Genomic DNA, 17,196 nt, shown 5'->3' with positions numbered 1-17,196 from the left:
ACAGGGTGCCGTATCGAGGGCGCCCGATCTCGTGGGGCTTCAGTCTTGATCGATCAGGACACCATTGCACAGCGTCAGGCGGCCGAGCCGTCCCAGACCGGTCTCGGCTGGTTGGGCTATGGTGCCGTGCTGTCGGCTCTGGCATCGGCTCTTGCCACGTTCCTGATCCTTGCCGGCGCCACGCCCATCCTGCCGACCCACAACGTCGTCGTGTGGGTATTCACGCTCAACGGCGTGCTGATCGTCGTGCTCCTTGGGATTGTGGCCTGGCAGACCAGAAAGCTCGTGCGGGAACGCAGGGCGGGGGCTGCCGCTGCGGGCCTCCACGTACGCATTGTCGGGCTTTTCAGCCTAGTCGCCGTTCTACCGGCAATTCTCGTTGCGGGCGTTGCGACGGTGACGTTGGAGCGCGGTCTCGACCCTTGGTTCACCGGGGCGCTCAAGAACCTCATGAACAACACGGTGTCCATCGCCCACTCCTACCGGGAGATGCAGTGCCGGACCCTAGCGCGAGAAACTCAGCTGATGGCAGCTGATCTCAATCGTGCGAAGGTCCTCTTCGACGCCGACCGCAACCTGTTTCGGGAGTTTATGAATTCCCGCGCGGTCTTCCTCGGCTTGCCGCTGGCCATGATCGTCGATCCGGATGGTACGGTAGTCGAGCGGATCGAGGTGAAGAAAGTCGAGAACATTCCTCAGCCCTCCCAGGCAGATCTTCAGGAGGCAAGCTCCCAGGAAGCCTTGTGCCTTTTCACACGGGGCAGCGGCAACATCTTCCGCTCCGCCCTGAAGCTCGATGCCCATGGCGGGCGCATCCTCTACGTAGCGCGCGAAGTGGATCCGCGCGCTATCGAGTTTCCGCAGGTGGCGGAGGCCGGGGTAGCTTTCTATGAAGCACTCGATCAGAAGAAGGCCGGCATCCAGATCGCCTTCGCGTCCATGTTCGCACTCATCGCCCTGATCGTTCTGCTCTCGGCAGTCTGGTTCGGGCTGAAATTTGCAAACCGCCTCGTGGCGCCGGTCAGGCGCCTCATCCATGCGACGGACCAAGTCGCGACCGGCAACTTCTACGTCCAGGTTCCCGTCAAGCGAGGCGAGGGGGATCTCGGCCATCTGGGCGAGACATTCAACAAGATGACCTCGGAACTGCGCCGCCAGCATGACGGCCTCACTACGGCGAGCGAGCTCATGGATCGCCGGCGCCGCTTCACCGAAGCGGTTCTCGCCGGGGTCTCGGCCGGCGTGATCGGCGTGAATGCCCGTGGTGTGATCACCATCGTCAATCCCTCGACTGAGGCCCTGCTCGGAGCCTCCAGGGAGGAACTGCTCGGCAAGCCGATCACCATGATCCTGCCGGAGGTGACTTCGCTCGTCGAGGAGATGAGCCATGGGCGCCAGCGCTTGATGCAGCAGCAGATCCATATCGCGCGCCGGGGCAAGGAGCGCACGATCAACGTCCGCGTGACCAGCGAGCAGACCCGCAGCGAAAAGCGGGATCTCGTTATCACCCTCGACGACATCACGGATCTCGTCCTGGCGCAGCGGACCTCTGCCTGGGCCGACGTGGCGCGTCGGATCGCACACGAGATCAAGAATCCTCTCACGCCAATCCAGCTCTCGGCCGAGCGCATCCGCCGGAAGTACGGCAAGGTGATCACTACTGACCGCGAGGTGTTCGACCAATGCACGGACACCATCGTGCGGCAGGTCGACGACATCAAGCGGATGGTCGACGAGTTCGCATCCTTCGCCCGCATGCCAAAGCCGACCATCGGCAACGAGGATCTGGCTGAGACGATCCGGCAGGTGGTCTTCATGATGAAGATCGCCCATCCTGAGATCGAGTTCGTCGATCAGGTGCCGCAAGGATCCCTTGTCGCGCCGTTCGACCGCCGGCTCGTGTCTCAGGCCGTGACCAACATCATCAAGAATGCGACGGAAGCCATTGCGGCGGTACCAGAGGCGGAGAGAGGACAGGGACAGATCTCCGTCCTTCTGGACGATACGCATCCGGACTATCTGATTTTGGCCGTGACCGACAACGGCAAGGGCTTCCCGGTCGAAGGGCGGCAGCGCCTGCTGGAGCCCTACATGACGACCCGCGAGGGCGGAACCGGACTGGGATTGCCGATCGTCGCAAAGATCCTGGAAGACCATGGGGGTGGCATGGAACTGGCCGACAATCCCGCTGGACGGGGCGGTCAGGTCCGCATGTGGATCCCGAAAACGAAACAGATTTCATCGGAAGAGCCAGTGGGCGCTTCCAATCGAAACGATTCTCGCAGGGCAAGCCTATGAGCGCTGATATTCTCGTCGTCGATGATGAAGTCGACATTCGCGAACTCGTGGCCGGCATCCTTGAGGATGAGGGCCATAGGACGCGCACGGCTGGGACGTCCGACGACGCCCTGGCGGCCATCGAAACGCGGCGTCCCCACCTTGTCTTCTTGGACATCTGGCTGCAGGGAAGCCGCCTGGATGGTCTACAGGTGCTTGAGATCGTCAAGAGCCAGCACCCCGACCTGCCCGTGGTGATGATCTCAGGCCACGGCAACATTGAGACCGCAGTCTCGGCCATCAAGGCCGGCGCCTACGACTTCATTGAGAAGCCGTTCAAGGCGGACCGGCTCGTGCTTGTCGCCGAGCGGGCCCTTGAGGCATCTCGACTGAAGCGCGAGGTTCGCGACCTCCGCTCCCGTTCCGTTCAGGCGAGCCGCATTGCCGGCAAGTCCATCGTGATGAACCAGCTTCGGCAAGCCGTCGAGCGGGCGGCTCCGACGAATGCCCGCATCCTGATCACCGGTGCACCGGGGTCAGGCAAGGAGTTGACGGCCAGGACCCTTCACGGTCTCTCCACCCGCACAAACGGCCCCTTCGTGGTGCTCTCGGCCGCGACCATCACACCGGATACCATGGAAGCCGAGCTCTTCGGCACGGAAGGTGGCGAAGGCGGGGGCCGCCGCGTCGGAGCGCTCGAAGAGGCTCATGGCGGCACCCTCTACATCGATGAGATCGCCGACATGCCCCGGGAGACGCAGAACCGGATCCTGCGCGTTCTCGTGGACCAGAACTTCCAACGGGTCGGCGGAACGACCCGGGTCCATGTGGATGTGCGCATCGTCTCCTCGTCCAGCCGCGATCTGCCGGCTGAAATTGCTGCCGGTCGGTTCCGCGAGGACCTGTTCCACCGCCTCGGCGTCATTCCGATTCGGGTGCCGTCCCTGGCCGAGCGCCGGGAGGATGTGCCGGAGCTGATCGAGTTCTTCATGGAGCAGATCTCGTCGACTACGGGCCTGCCGAAGCGGCGCATCGCCGAGGACGCCATGGCGGTGCTGCAATCCCACGACTGGCCGGGCAACGTGCGTCAGCTGAGGAACAACGTCGAGCGCCTGATGATCCTCACCTCGGGGGAGCCCGACGCGGAGGTCACGGCCGACATGTTGCCGTCCGAGATCGGTGCGCTCGTTCCGAGCACGCCTGGCGGGGCAGGGGGTGAAAAGCTCATGAGCCTGCCCCTGCGCGACGCCCGTGAAATTTTCGAGCGGGAATATCTCCTGGCGCAGATTGCCCGCTTCAGCGGCAATATCTCCAGGACGGCGGAGTTCATCGGAATGGAGCGCTCCGCCCTGCACCGGAAGCTGAAATCTCTGGGCATCGGCGGCTGATGACCCGCTGCCGATGTTCCGCAGGGGCACACACCTTCGGCCGGCTGGAACTAAAACCTACCAATCCACGGGAAAATGCGCTCCGAGGAGGTAGAACCGTTGCGTCCCCCTTGCCGAACGCGGCTGTTCGCCCTGTAATATGTAGGCCGGTCACCGACCGCACGAAAGCGGACAATCATATCAAGGCGGCCCCATAGCCAAGACCGGCGGCGATGGGCTGGCGAGGCAACTTCAATGGCGGGCGATCGCGCGCAGAACCTTCAGGACACCTTCCTCAACTATGTCCGGAAGCAGAAAATACCCCTGACGATCTTTCTCGTGAACGGAGTGAAGCTCCAGGGGGTCGTGACCTGGTTCGACAATTTCTGCGTCCTCCTGCGCAGGGATGGTCACTCCCAGCTGGTTTACAAACACGCCATTTCCACCATCATGCCGGGACAGCCCGTTCAGTTGTTCGACCAGATCGACGAGGCTGGCGAGAAGGCTTGAGGTGACGGAACCGCGGACCCCGGGGGAAGAACGTCTCGCTCAGCTTGCCGAACCTGAGAAAGAGGTTGCGGCAGGCACTCGGACGCTCGTTGTCGGGCCCTACCTGACACGCAAGCGGCGCGTGTCCATGGACGCCGAAGGCGAGGGGGGCAACCCTCGCCCTCCCGAGGCTCGTCTCGACGAGATCACGGGCTTGTCCCTTGCCATCGATCTCACCATCGTCCGCTCCCTCATTGCCCCTCTGTCATCGCCCCGCCCGGCTACCTTCATCGGGAGCGGCAAGGTTGAGGAACTGGCCGGCTTGGTCCGGGCGGAGGAGATCGGGCTCGTCGTGATGGACTGCGCGCTGAGCCCCGTGCAGCAGCGCAATCTCGAAAAAGCCTGGGGCGCCAAGGTCATCGACCGCACGGGCCTGATCCTTGAGATCTTCGGCCGGCGCGCTCGGACAAAAGAAGGCACCCTGCAGGTCGAGCTGGCGCATCTGTCCTATCAGAAGGGTAGGTTGGTCCGGTCTTGGACCCACCTCGAGCGCCAGCGCGGCGGCTTCGGCTTCCTTGGCGGTCCTGGCGAAACGCAGATCGAGGCCGACCGGCGCATGATCCAGGAACGGATGAACCGGATCGAGCGGGATCTGGAAGGGGTCGTGAAAACCCGGTCCCTGCACCGGACGAGCCGGCGGCGGGTGCCTTATCCCATCATCGCGCTCGTCGGCTACACCAACGCAGGCAAATCCACGCTCTTCAACCGCATGACCCAAGCCGACGTTCTGGCTGAGAACATGCTGTTTGCAACACTCGATCCCACTTCACGAGCTATCGATCTTCCTCACGGGGAAAAGGCCATCCTGTCGGACACCGTCGGATTCATTTCCGATCTACCCACCATGCTGGTAGCGGCCTTCCGCGCCACCCTTGAAGATGTCGTCGAAGCCGATGTGCTGCTGCATGTCCGTGACGTCTCTCACGGGGAGGCCGAGGCCCAAGCGGGCGATGTGGCCGTGGTCCTGCGGGAACTCGGGATCGACCCTGACGATACCCGGCGTATCATCGAGGTCTGGAACAAGGCCGATCTTCTCTCTGAGGCGGACCGGGAGCGGCTTGCCGCAACCTCACAGCGAACCGGCGAGGAGAGGCGGCCGATCCTCATCTCCGCCCTGACCGGCGATGGCATTCCCGAACTGCTCGCCACCATCGAGCAGCACCTGGCGCTCGGGAGGCTAACCTACGAGGTCGATGTGGCGGCCGAGGACGGGCAGGGGCTCGCCTGGCTCCATGAGAACACGGAGATCCTCGAGCGTCAGACGAAGGAGAATGGGCACACCGTACTCCAGGTGCGCCTCGTCGCCGGCAAGGAACCCCGCTTCCTGAACCGCTTCCCCGAAGCCCGCGTTCTATGACGACGCGCCGGGCTCCCGCTCGGCCATCTTCGCCTCCACCCAGAGACGCTCCATCTCTTCGAGCGTGGCATCGTCGAGGCTCCGATCCTGCTTGCCCAGACCCTGCTCGACTGCCCTGAAGCGTCGCTCGAACTTGGCATTCGTCCGCCGCAGCGCCCGCTCCGGTTCGATTGCAAAGTGACGGGCGAGGTTGGTTACGGAAAAGAGCAGATCCCCGATTTCATCCTCGATCCTGTCTCTGTCCTTGGATGAAGCAGCCTCCTTAACCTCATCCAGTTCCTCGTGAATCTTGTGGATCACTTGGCTGGCGTCAGGCCAGTCGAAGCCGACCTTGGCGGCCTTCGATGTCAGCTTCTGGGCTCGTGTCAGGGCGGGCAGGGCCGTCGGAATGCCACCGAGAAAACCGGCCTCGTGCGCCTCCGGTGACAAGCCCATCCGCGCGCGCTCCGCCTTTCGCTCCGCCTTCTCCTCGGCCTTGATGGAATCCCAGAGGCTCTTCACCTCCGCGGGCGACAGGTCGGTAGTGCTGCCGAAGACATGAGGATGCCGCCGTATGAGCTTTCGCGTAATGGCCTCGACCACATCGCCGAAGGCGAAAGCACCCTGCTCCTCGGCCATGCGGGCATGGAAAACCACCTGAAGCAGCAGATCGCCGAGTTCGTCCCGCAGATCCGCCAAGTCGCCGCGCTCGATGGCATCCACGACCTCGTAAGCCTCCTCAAGCGTATATGGCGTTATCGATGCAAAATCCTGCTCGAGGTCCCAGGGGCAGCCTGTTCCGGGTGTGCGCAGGGCCGCCATGATCTCCAGGAGGCGTGTAATGTCGGTTGAAGGCTTCATGGTTAATTCCTGCTCGCTCAGCCAGTCTCATACCCTGCGGACAAAACCCGCGGCTAGCTGGATTTGCGCCATGTGCCTGGAGTAGCGGTGTATGAATTGAGCCGATTTCTATGAGAAGATTGAGGAAGAGTACGATGAAGGCGCGTGTCAAACTGGTCGATGGCATGATGTTCGTGGGCGAGTCCGGCAGCGGGCATGCCGTCGTAATGGACGGAGCGCCTGAATATGGCGGACGCAATCTCGGGATCCGTCCCATGGAGATGCTGCTGATCGGGCTTGGCGGCTGCACGGCCTTCGACGTGGTGCAGATCCTCAGGAAGGGCCGGGAGCATGTGTCGGATTGCGAGGTCGAGGTGATTGCGGAGCGTGCGGAAACCGATCCCAAAGTCTTCACCAAGATCCATCTCGAATACCGTGTCGCCGGCAAGGATCTGGCGCCGGCAAAGGTGGAGCGGGCGATCCAACTGTCCAAGGAGAAATATTGCTCGGCCTCGATCATGCTCGGCGCCGTAGCTGAAATCACCCATAGTTGGACGGCCGTCGATGAAGCGGCAGAGCCGGAAGCCGCATCTTAAGCGTATTGGGTTTGAGCTATCTAGCATCCTGTCCCATTCGAGGCCCATCGGACATGTTCTGACTGAGGGCATGCGATGATCGGCTCTTCAAAGCCGGTCATCGCCGATCGCATTTTACTCACCAGAAGCCTGAAATAGATAGCCTCGAACCCGAGGGGAGAGGTCTGGAGCTATGCATATGAAATTCGCATAAGATATATTATGGAACTTAAATTGGAAGATGCCTAAGTGGCCTTCTATGTCTTCCAATCGATCTGGAATTCTGATCCAAGCGAGAGATACCATTCGGCATATGGTGTATCTCTTACCAGTCGCCGGTTATAGTCCGGCGCGCCGTCACTCCACCAGACTGGACCACGCTCACCAAGGGCCCGCTTTACAGCATCAATCTGCGCACGGGTCTTGGCCAAAGCCTCCGGATCATCCCTCACGTTGCGAATGGCCCGGCGGGCTGCCATCAGCCCCTTCACGAGACGCTCGCGCTCCATGGGCTCCAGATCCGGATTGCTGAGGCGCCACAATCGACCACGGACCACGAAATAGCGGCCATCCGGGGTGCGTGGGTACGGATCGGTTGAGGCTCGGTTCATTGGCTCCGTCAGCGGGCTTCGATCTGCATCCCGTCATAGGCGGGTTCGATCTGCGGCGGAAGTTCGCGACGCAGCTTCTCGTAGTCGAGGTCCGTATGAAGGTTCGTCAGGATCGCCCGCTTGGGCTTGAGCGCTTCGATCAGCGCCAGAGCCTCCGACACGGAAAAATGCGTCGGATGCGGCGTGTAGCGCAAGGCATCGAGGATCAGGATGTCCAAGCCTTCCAGATGCCGCAGGCTCTCCTCGGGCATTTCGCTCACGTCCGGAGCATAGGCGATGCTCCCGAACCGGAATCCCAGGGTATCGATATCGCCGTGAACCATCCTGAACGGCATCGCCTCTATGGTACCGCCTGGCCCTGCCAGCGAGGTCAGCACTCCGGGTTTCAGATGGTGCATCTTCAGAATCGGCGGATAGCTGCTCCCGGCCGGCGTCTCGAAGCAGTAGCCGAAGCGCATCATCAGGAGTTCGCTGGTCATCCGGTCCGCATAGACTGGGATCCGGTGGCGCTGGACGAGGGCGAGCGGGCGCAGATCGTCGATTCCGTGAATGTGGTCGGCATGCTCGTGGGTATAGAGAACTGCGTCCAGACGGCGGACATGGGCCCCGAGCAACTGGTCGCGCACGTCAGGGCCGGTATCGACCAGCACGGTTGTGCTGGCGCCGTCCGGACCGGTTCGCTCTACCAGGACGGAACAGCGCCGGCGTCGGTTCTTAGGGTTGATCGGGTCGCAGGCACCCCAGCCAACTCCCACGCGCGGCACGCCGGCGGAAGACCCGCAACCGAGGATCGTCAGGCGCAACGTCATGATGCGAGCGCCTGCCTGAATTCAGCATCGACGGCCGCGGCCTTGGTGAAAAGCCGGTAGAAGTTGGCTGTCGTCAGCGCGGCGATATCCTCGTCGGTCACGCCGATGGTTTCGGCGAGAACACGGGCCGTATGAGCTACGAAGGCCGGTTCGTTGGTTTTGCCGCGGTGCGGGACGGGGGCAAGATAGGGCGCGTCGGTCTCGACCAGCAGACGATCCTGGGGAACGGCGGCAGCGATCCGGCGGATCTCCTCCGAATTCCGAAAGGTCAGAATTCCTGAAAAGGATACGTAGAAACCCAAGTCGACACCGACCTGGGCGAGCCTCTCGCCGGATGAGAAGCAGTGGAGAACCGCATCGAAGCGCCCTCGCCTCATCTCCTCGGACAGGATCCTGATCATGTCCTCGTCGGCGTTCCTGGCATGGATCACCAGTGGCAGCCGGGTTTCGCGGGCCGCCTCGATATGGGTGACAAAGACCCGCTGCTGCACGTCGCGCGGGCTCTTATCGTAATGATAATCGAGGCCAGCCTCTCCGATGGCGATGCAGCGTGGATGGTGCGACAGCTCGATGAGCCGCTCTGCCGGTACGTCCGGCTCCAGCGCTGCGTTGTGGGGATGGGTGCCGATCGTGCAGAAGATGCTCTCATGCGCCTCCGCCAGAGCCCGATAGGTCTCGACACGCGCCACATGGGTCGAGATGGTCACCATCCGGCCGACATCAGCCGCTGCCGCGGCGGACAGAACCTCAGGGAGACGGCTCTGGAAATCCGGAAAATCCAGGTGGCAATGGCTGTCGACCAGCATGGGTGAAGGCGCCCTCCTCTGCGACTAGCGGCATGGCTGCATAAATCGGATCAGCGCTCTCGTCTACCGATGGCCACCCTGAGCGGTCGCCGCGGGCTCGTCGTCCTCTTTCGTTTCCTTGCGACGCATCTTGCGCAGTCGTTCTTGGTGCTTGCGGACTGCAATCTCATCATGGTCCTGCGGACGAACCACGGGAACGGCGAGGCACACACTCTGGGCTGGCAGAACATCGCACCAAGCATGGATCAGTTGCTTGTAGCAGCGCCCCACGGGACGGATATTGCGGTCGAGATCGTAGAGGCCCACGGGCGTGACGCGACTGTTCTCCTCTCGTAGGGCCACGTCCCAGTCCATCTGATCGGTGAGCGAATACCAGGTGAAGCCGACGATCGGCACGCCGGTATTGCGGACGTGAAGCACGTTGGCCCACTGTTTCCAGAGCCAGTCCACGGCCTCTTGGCCCGTTGGACCCTCCATGAGGTTCGTCTCGGTGTGCATCACCGGCAGCTTGTAGCGATCATAATATTGCCGGGTGATCTCGTCATAGCCAAACACGTCTCCGGCTGCCCGCGTCAGTCCGTCCGCAGAGACCCTGTGCTCGTTGGTGACGTAGTAGTCATTTCCCATAATGCAGTGGTGACGAAGCGACGACCGGCTCAGGAAGAAGTGATATTCGTCCCGGGTCATCCCGTTATCCATCAGGAACTCGTACATCTCCGAGTCGACTCGGCGGCCGTAATTAAGGTCGAGGGACAGGAACCGCCGGGCATTCATGATCTCGGCCGGTTTGATGGCCGCCGGATTCTCGGCGTGGAAGTATTCTGACGACTCGCTCTGGATGAACAGGGCATCCGGGCGGATCTTCAGGATGCGCTCCATGGCGAGCACATTGGCCTTCACGATGTGCTTCAGCGCCGTCACGAAGGCTTGGTCGCTGCGCAACTGCTCGTTCCACCAGCCATAGGCGGCGGAGAACTGGGCGCAGATGAACATCTCGTTGATCGGGGTGTAGAGCTGAACCCAGGGAAAGCGGCGTGCGAACTCTTCCGCGTAAACTGCGAAAAGATCAGGGAAATCCGGGTTCTGAAAGTTGCCGAGCCAATCTGGGACACCGAAATGGCAGAGGTCGACGATAGGAATGATGTTGCGGCGATGGATCTCGCCGAAGGTCATGTCCGCAAAGGACCAGTCGTAGCGGCCAGGTCCCAGAAAGCTTGTATGGAGCGGCGGTCCGTAGCGCAGGACCTGGATGTCGAGCTCCTCAAGGAGGTCGAAGTCCGTCCGCCAGTGCTTGTAGTGGCCGCACTTTTCCATCTGATCGATGCGCGTGCGGCCGTTGTTGATCGTCGGGATGCTGTTCTCGATCCCGGTGGCGAACATGAATGAGGTGTACATCGAACGCTTCCGCTTGGGGCCCTTTCAGGCCGATCAAAGCGGACGCGTCAGGATGCCTCCGCTTCGAGATAACGCGGGAAAATCGGGGCCGGTTGCGGAAGGGCCGTTCCGGCAGCCAGACGATGCCCCGGCCCGACAGCAGCAAGACCCCTGTCCTCCGGCGCAACAGCCAGAAGATCGAGCAGTTTGGCCGCGGCAGTCGGCACGAAGGGCTGCGACAGGATGCCGACCGCGCGCAGGACCTCGGCCGTGACGTAGAGCACGGTGTTCATGCGCTCAGGATTGGTCTTGCGTAGCACCCAGGGTTCCTGGGAGGCGAAGTACCGGTTGGCCTCGGCTACCACGGCCCAGATTTCGGCAAGCGTCGTATGAAGGGCGAAATCTTTCATGGCCGCTCTTGTCTTCGCCGGGAGGGCGTCGGCCAGCCAAAGCATATCCTGATCGGCCTGGGTTAACGCGCCCGGCTGCGGCACCGAAGCGTCACAGTTCTTGGCGATCATGGAGAGCGAACGCTGCGCCAGGTTGCCGAGATCATTGGCCAGATCCGCATTGATGCGGTTAACGATGGCCTCGTGGGAGTAGTTGCCATCCTGTCCGAACGGCACCTCGCGCATGAAGAAGTAGCGGATCTGATCGACGCCATAGGTGTCGGCCAGGTCGAAGGGATCGACCACGTTGCCGACCGACTTCGACATCTTCTCGCCCTTGTTGAGCAGGAAGCCGTGTCCGAAGACGCGCTTGGGCAGCGGCAGCTCCGCCGCCATCAGGAAGGCCGGCCAATAAACCGTGTGGAAGCGGACGATGTCCTTGCCGATGATGTGCACGTCGGCCGGCCAGTATTGCCAGCGCGGGTCGTTCTCGTTCGGGAAGCCGCAGCCGGTCACGTAGTTGTTGAGCGCATCGATCCACACATACATGACGTGCTTCGGATCACCCGGAACCGGCAGGCCCCAGTTGAAGGTCGTGCGACTGATGGAGAGGTCCTGCAGGCCCGACCTGACGAAGCTCGTGATCTCATTGCGGCGGGTTTCCGGGCTGATGAAGTCCGGATGAGCGTCGTAATGGGCAAGCAGACGATCCTGATAGGCGGAAAGACGGAAGAAGTAGCTTTCCTCCTCGATCCACTCGACAGGCGTTCCTGTGGGCGCCTGCCAGCTGCCGTCGGGCTGCTTGGTGAGTTCGGCCTCGTCGTAATAGGCCTCATCCCGGACCGAGTACCAGCCGGAATACTTGGAGAGGTAGATGTCTCCCTTCTCGTGCATCCGGCGCCAGAGCTCCTGGGTCGAAGGCACGTGATCCGCGTCAGTGGTTCGGATGAAGCGGTCATAGGAGCAGTCCAGCCGGTCGGCCATGGCCTTGAACTTGGCGGCCATCTCGTCGACGAAAGCCTTCGGCGTGGTGCCGTTCTTGTCCGCCGTCTGCTGGATCTTGAGGCCGTGCTCGTCCGTGCCGGTCATGAAGAAGACGTCAAACCCTTCGATCCGCTTGAACCGCGCGATCGCATCGGAGGCGACGACCTCATAGGCATGACCGATATGGGGAGCCCCGTTCGGGTACGAGATAGCCGTAGTGATGTAGAATTTCTGTTTGTCGGCCATGTCGGATCCTAACCAGAAACTTGCGAACCTCTAATCCTGCGGACGGCGGAGGCTTCAGGCCGCTCGCCGAACAGCGTCGGCAAGATCGTCGAACATCGTCAGGATGAAGGGCCGGCGATCGAGGTTGAACACGTCGATCTCGCGCGCCGAACGGCCGATCTTCTCACATACCTCCACCAAAGGCGCAAGGCGGGAGGCGCCGAGCCCTGCCCGGTCGTGCAGCCGCTCGGAGACCCAGCGCTGGACGGTTTCCAGGGTCAGCCCGTAGCTGTCGTCCGCATCGCGCCGCGCGAGCGCCTCCGCCAGGGCGAGAACCTGCTTCGTGTCGGTTCTGGGTAGCCCATCGAGGAGCTTCGTGACCTGATCGATAAAGGCGACCTTCTCAGCATCGAGCAGTTCGAGGGTGCGGCGGACAGACCCTTCCCCATAGCGGAGCGCCTGATCGACCACGTCCCCCGGTATGTCGGACCAGGGAGAGCCAAGCGAGCCGATGGCCGCCCTGATCTCCTGGTTGTCGAGGGGGCGCAGCAGCAGGCGCCGGCACCGGGAGCGGATGGTGGGCAGAACCCGCTGCGGAGCATGGCTCACGATCAGGAAGAGCGAGCGCGGGGGCGGCTCCTCGATGACTTTGAGAAGGGCATTGGCGCTCGAGATGGTGAGATCCTCGGCGCTGTCGACGATGCAGACCCGATAACCGCCATTGGCGGCCGTCGAGCCGAACATGTTGAGCGCTCGGCGCACCGCATCCACGGGGATCGTTGTCGACGCTGCTTTCTTGTCTGTCGGCGGAGACCGCCTCAGCACGGCCAGATTGGGATGGGACAGGGCTGCGACCTGACGGGCCACCTGGGAGTCTGCCGGTACGTCCAGGGTGGCAAGGGCACTTTCATTCGCTTTCTGAGGATCGAGAACAGCCCGGGCGACCCGGTAGGCGAGAGTTGCCTTGCCGATGCCCTGCGCCCCGCCAATCAGCCAGGCATGATGCAGGCGGCCACCGCGGAGCCCCTCCAGAAAAGCCTCTTCGCCTTCCCGGTGGCCGAAGAAGGCAAATTGCTCGCGCGGATTCGGCGCTCCTTCGAACCCGTCCGGCTCGACCACATCCTGATTGTCACGCGACATCGAGCGGCCTCAAGGCGTTGTCCGACAGGCGGTTCTGGGTGAGCTGGGGCAGCTTCTCGCGTAAGGCAGCCCATATGGCTGCTTCGACCTCGTCGGGCTCCTGGTCGGCATTGATCACCACGCACCGCTTCGGCTCGTTGCGGGCAATGGCCAGGAAGGCTTGGCGCAGGGAATGATGGAAGGAGGCCGCCTCCCCTTCGAAGCGGTCCGCACTCTCACCCCTGCCCACCTGGCGCTCTCGGGCTCGGGCGAGACCGGTTTCAGCCGGCAGGTCGAGGATGAAGGTCAGGTCGGGCTTAATGCCTCGAAGCGTCACTCGCTCGAGCTGGTCGATGAGCGCCTTGTCGATGTTTCCAGCCGAACCCTGGTAGGCCCAGGTCGAGTCAGCGAAGCGGTCGCAGAGAACGTGAGTGCCGCGTTTGAGGGCCGGGACAATGGTCTTGTCCAGGTGGTCGATGCGGGCTGCGGCGAACAGAAGAGCCTCCGCGAAGGTCCCGAGATGCTTGGCATGCCCACCTAAGATGAACGCGCGAATCTCCTCCGCATGAGGCGATCCGCCCGGCTCACGCGTCACCAGGGCCGGCTGGGCGAGTTCTCCCAGCCGTTGCTTAAGCCGCTCGATCTGGGTCGACTTGCCTGCGCCTTCCCCGCCCTCAAAGGTGATGAAGCAACCTGCCATCAAATGCTTTCGACAAGACTCGAGAATGCGCGGCGAACCCAGCCTGTGCTGAATTCCAGCAGGCCATCGAAGGCCCGCTGGCTCAGCGTGCCCTGCTGGACATCCTCATTGGCATAGAGCGGCATATCGAGAGCCTGCATGTCACCACGGCTGACCTGAAGCCGGGCCACCTCGGCTCCCTTTTGTATAGGAGCCTTCAGAGGACCGGTATAGACGATGCGGGCGGTCACCCGCTCACCGTCGCCACGGGGCACAAGTACACGAACAGGCTTCTTCGCCACAAGGGGAAGCGAGCGCATGTTTCCACCGAAAACCTGAGCCTCGCCAACAACCTGCCCTTCCGCAAAGAGTTGCTGGGACTCGAAAGCCCGGAAGCCCCAATCCAGAAGCTTTTTGGATTCGGTTGCCCGGTCCTTAGCCGTCTTCAGGCCGTTCACCACCACAATCAGGCGCTGGTCGTTCTGAACGGCGGAGCCGATGAGTCCATAGCCGGATTCGTCTATATTGCCGGTTTTCAGCCCATCCGCTCCGACATCGGCGAACAGCAGAGGGTTGCGGTTCTGCTGGCGGATCTTGTTCCAGGTGAAGTCGCGCTCCCCGAACATCTTGTAGAGGTCCGGATAGGTCTCGATGACGTAGAGGGCGAGCTTCGCCAGGTCACGAACCGTCACCTTCTGCTCGGGATGACCATAACCCGTCGCATTCCGGAAGGCGGATTTCGAGAGGCCGATCTGCTTGGCCCGCTCGTTCATCATGCGGGCGAAATTGTCCTCGTTTCCGGCAATACCTTCGGCAAGGGCGATGGCGGCATCGTTGCCTGATTGGATGATCAGGCCACGCAGGAGATCCTCAAGGCGAACAGGAGTATTCACCTTGGCGAACATGGACGAGCCGCCGGAGCCGCCCCCTCCCTTGCGCCAAGCATTCTCCGACACCACGAACTCGCTGTCGAAATTCAGGCGGCTGTTCTTGATTTCATTGAAGACGACCTCAGCCGTCATGACCTTCGCCATGCTGGCCGGCGCTGTCAGCCCGTCCGCGTTCTTCTCGAAGAGTACCGCATGGCTCCCGGCATCCATCAGAATGGCCGTGGGAGCTGCCGTCTGAAATTCCTGGGCTTTTGCCTCATGCGCTCCATGAGACGCAAGGTATAAACCACTGACCAAAAACGCAAAGGCCGCAAGGAATCGGGCGGCTTGAGGCTGACGCATCGCTAGAAATCTCCGGGTTCTTCCCCTAGGAGATCCCGAATCTGTGGCGCGTCAACAACAAATCAACATTCAGCCACGCTGGACTGTGTGCGGAGGCACGCAGCTCAGGAGAGAGGGCGTTTCCGGCTTAACGGAGGACGAAGCGCTGCGCAGCCGGACCCGTGGATGAGCCGCTCCTCTGGAAGCCAGAAGGCGCCGTGCCGGCAGGCGTCTCATAGAGACTGGCGACCACTGGTCGGGAGGCCTGCGGCTGGCTTGGAGTAGCCGAGCTGATTCTGGCCACCGGGCTTGCCGCACCGGGGATCGTGCCGAGATCGAAGGGCCGCTCGGGCGGCAGAGGCGCATTGACGGCAACCGCGCTGGGCATCGCCGAGGGCTGGGAGGCCCTGGCGGGAGCCTGATAAGCCTCGCTGTCAGGCTCGAAGCTGCGTAGGGCGATGGCCTGACGCGGCGCGCTCTGTTGCGGAGCTGCCTGGGCAATCATGGTCGGAGGCGTGTTGGTGAGGCTGGCCGGCTGCCCGTCCGTTCTGAGGCTTGCCATCAGAATACGGTCGTCGCTTCCGTTGGTGGACGCCCGGCCGACATACTCCACCTTCACGCGGGCCGTGCCCTGCTGCCTGAAGCCGAGAGCCATAGCGGCCCGCTCCGAGACATCGATGACCCGGTTGCCGTGGAACGGCCCACGGTCGTTGACGCGGACGATCATCGAGTGGCCATTCTGGACATTCGTGACGCGGGCATAGCTCGGCAGAGGCATCGTCGTATGGGCGGCCGCGATTGAATTGCGGTCAAACACCTCGCCATTCGCCGTCATGCGCCCGTGGAAGTTCGATCCGTACCAAGAGGCCAGCCCCTCGGCCGGACGCGGGGTCGCATCAGGAACGTAGGTGCGGCCGGCAACCGTATAGGCCTTGCCGACCATCTCCCGCCCGCCCCCCTTCGGAACAGGCTGCCCATCGGCCACGACCTTCGGGCTCGGAGCGACGCCGTATTTAGGGTCGATTCCTCCACGGACATTCGAGGAGCAGTTGGCTGCCATAAGGGCGATGGCCGTTACGCCTGCAACGCGGAGCACAGCCCGTTGAGTGAAGGACGGGATCGTTCCCCTCAGCCCCGTATTCGCTTCAGCGCGGTTGCAACGCATGTCGTCTCGCATCCTGTTATCAGCACGGAGTATGGCTCAGTCCACGGTTGCCCGAGCATCAAGCCAAAGTGCTTTTCAGTCGTTAAAGGAAAGTTAAACAGCCGCGCTTGTCAATGGCAAAGCTATTAAATTTGTTATTAAGTATCAGACAGAGGTAAAAAGACAAACATTTCATTTGCTTGCAGCTTCTCAAGAGAAGCGAGCTGCGAATGCTCCCGTTTGTGAGACCTGATTCGTACCTGAGATGGGGGACTGTCATGCAGAGTACAAATTCTCAGTATTATCAGTGAGTTGGCCTAAATTCCCTGTTCAGGCGCCGGATTGTCCTTGGAAATCCGATCGTCAGTGCCGATTGCGCGATCATTGGCTGGCATGACCTGACGTAGTTAATGAATCACCTGTTCCACAGGTTAGTTTTCTTGACCCTGGACCGGCCCATAGGAAGCTGTACGAGTTGACGACCTCGGGGTCACAGCCTTAGAGATTGGCGCATCTCCGAGCCTACCTCGGGCGATCAGGAGGGGTGGCCGAGTGGTTTAAGGCAGCGGTCTTGAAAACCGCCGTGGGTGCAAGCCCACCGTGGGTTCGAATCCCACCCCCTCCGCCATCATCTAAAGCTAAGTGGCTGAGAAAATTAGCGAAAACTTAAGATATCATATCGCTTCCCTACCTTCTTCCCCACCTTCACTCTCTGCTTGGCTATTGAATCGCTAGGCCGACCTTCATCACATTGTGCTTTCTGACGCCGCTTCATTTATGGTTGGTGCCTTCCGAGGCTCTCCTCAACGGTGAGAAGCTACTTAGTCGTCCGTGAAGAATCCCGATCTCGTTGAGACGATTGGGATATCAGGCGCATCACCGCCTTCGATTTTGCAGGATT

15 protein-coding genes and 1 tRNA gene are annotated in these 17,196 nt (G+C 61.7%); 6 read left to right on the top strand and 10 right to left on the bottom strand.

Features of this window, described 5'->3' with window-relative positions; genetic code table 11:
* Nucleotides 1-45 precede the first annotated feature (45 nt).
* From JKL45_RS05390 to hflX, 4 genes are all read left to right on the top strand, one after another.
* Nucleotides 46-2,298, top strand: a complete 2,253-nt coding sequence (locus tag JKL45_RS05390; RefSeq protein ID WP_201860105.1) for a sensor histidine kinase NtrY-like — start codon at nt 46-48, stop codon at nt 2,296-2,298.
* Nucleotides 2,295-3,665, top strand: a complete 1,371-nt coding sequence (gene ntrX, locus JKL45_RS05385; protein ID WP_201860104.1) for a nitrogen assimilation response regulator NtrX — start codon at nt 2,295-2,297, stop codon at nt 3,663-3,665. Before JKL45_RS05390 ends, ntrX begins: the two co-directional genes overlap by 4 nt.
* Before the next feature lie 234 nt (nt 3,666-3,899).
* Nucleotides 3,900-4,154: an RNA chaperone Hfq gene (gene hfq, locus JKL45_RS05380; protein WP_009491222.1), complete on the top strand. Its 255-nt coding sequence runs from the start codon at nt 3,900-3,902 to the stop codon at nt 4,152-4,154.
* Nucleotide 4,155: 1 nt separating this feature from the next.
* A complete protein-coding gene (hflX, locus tag JKL45_RS05375) occupies nt 4,156-5,550 on the top strand; it encodes a GTPase HflX (protein ID WP_201860103.1) in 1,395 nt (464 codons plus the stop codon).
* Here the strand turns inward: hflX and mazG are convergent.
* A complete protein-coding gene (gene mazG, locus JKL45_RS05370) occupies nt 5,545-6,390 on the bottom strand; it encodes a nucleoside triphosphate pyrophosphohydrolase (RefSeq protein WP_201860102.1) in 846 nt (281 codons plus the stop codon). The genes hflX and mazG overlap by 6 nt on opposite strands.
* 134 nt (nt 6,391-6,524) lie before the next feature.
* On the opposite strand from mazG, the gene JKL45_RS05365 reads away from it, so the two are divergent.
* Nucleotides 6,525-6,965 carry an OsmC family protein gene (locus JKL45_RS05365; protein ID WP_201860101.1) on the top strand — a complete coding sequence of 147 codons (441 nt, stop codon included), beginning with the start codon at nt 6,525-6,527 and terminating at the stop codon, nt 6,963-6,965.
* Between the two features lie 236 nt (nt 6,966-7,201).
* Here the strand turns inward: JKL45_RS05365 and JKL45_RS05360 are convergent, their stop codons facing one another.
* From JKL45_RS05360 to JKL45_RS05320, 9 genes are all read right to left on the bottom strand, one after another.
* Nucleotides 7,202-7,555: a hypothetical protein gene (locus JKL45_RS05360; protein ID WP_201860100.1), complete on the bottom strand. Its 354-nt coding sequence runs from the start codon at nt 7,553-7,555 to the stop codon at nt 7,202-7,204.
* 8 nt (nt 7,556-7,563) lie between these two features.
* Nucleotides 7,564-8,364, bottom strand: coding sequence for an MBL fold metallo-hydrolase (locus tag JKL45_RS05355; RefSeq protein WP_201860099.1), 801 nt, complete (start codon nt 8,362-8,364; stop codon nt 7,564-7,566).
* The gene (locus tag JKL45_RS05350; protein WP_201860098.1) at nt 8,361-9,170 is read right to left on the bottom strand and encodes a TatD family hydrolase; all 810 of its coding nucleotides are present in this window, start codon (nt 9,168-9,170) and stop codon (nt 8,361-8,363) included. The genes JKL45_RS05355 and JKL45_RS05350 overlap by 4 nt, the downstream gene beginning before the upstream one ends.
* A 63-nt stretch (nt 9,171-9,233) precedes the next feature.
* Nucleotides 9,234-10,565, bottom strand: a complete 1,332-nt coding sequence (locus JKL45_RS05345; protein ID WP_201860097.1) for a family 1 glycosylhydrolase — start codon at nt 10,563-10,565, stop codon at nt 9,234-9,236.
* A gap of 47 nt (nt 10,566-10,612) precedes the next feature.
* Nucleotides 10,613-12,163, bottom strand: a complete 1,551-nt coding sequence (metG, locus tag JKL45_RS05340) for a methionine--tRNA ligase (protein ID WP_201860096.1) — start codon at nt 12,161-12,163, stop codon at nt 10,613-10,615.
* Between the two features lie 54 nt (nt 12,164-12,217).
* Nucleotides 12,218-13,282: a DNA polymerase III subunit delta' gene (locus tag JKL45_RS05335; protein ID WP_201860095.1), complete on the bottom strand. Its 1,065-nt coding sequence runs from the start codon at nt 13,280-13,282 to the stop codon at nt 12,218-12,220.
* Nucleotides 13,272-13,961: a dTMP kinase gene (gene tmk, locus JKL45_RS05330; RefSeq protein WP_201860094.1), complete on the bottom strand. Its 690-nt coding sequence runs from the start codon at nt 13,959-13,961 to the stop codon at nt 13,272-13,274. Before tmk ends, JKL45_RS05335 begins: the two co-directional genes overlap by 11 nt.
* Nucleotides 13,961-15,172, bottom strand: a complete 1,212-nt coding sequence (locus tag JKL45_RS05325) for a D-alanyl-D-alanine carboxypeptidase family protein (protein ID WP_201860093.1) — start codon at nt 15,170-15,172, stop codon at nt 13,961-13,963. Before JKL45_RS05325 ends, tmk begins: the two co-directional genes overlap by 1 nt.
* A gap of 127 nt (nt 15,173-15,299) precedes the next feature.
* Nucleotides 15,300-16,316 carry a septal ring lytic transglycosylase RlpA family protein gene (locus JKL45_RS05320; protein WP_201860092.1) on the bottom strand — a complete coding sequence of 339 codons (1,017 nt, stop codon included), beginning with the start codon at nt 16,314-16,316 and terminating at the stop codon, nt 15,300-15,302.
* Nucleotides 16,317-16,833: 517 nt separating this feature from the next.
* On the opposite strand from JKL45_RS05320, the gene JKL45_RS05315 reads away from it, so the two are divergent.
* Nucleotides 16,834-16,923 (top strand) — tRNA-Ser (locus JKL45_RS05315).
* Nucleotides 16,924-17,196 lie beyond the last annotated feature (273 nt).

It is taken from the genome of Microvirga soli, assembly GCF_016734765.1.
Classification (GTDB): Bacteria; Pseudomonadota; Alphaproteobacteria; order Rhizobiales; family Beijerinckiaceae; genus Microvirga; species Microvirga soli.
This window is presented reverse-complemented; position numbering and strand designations above follow the sequence as displayed.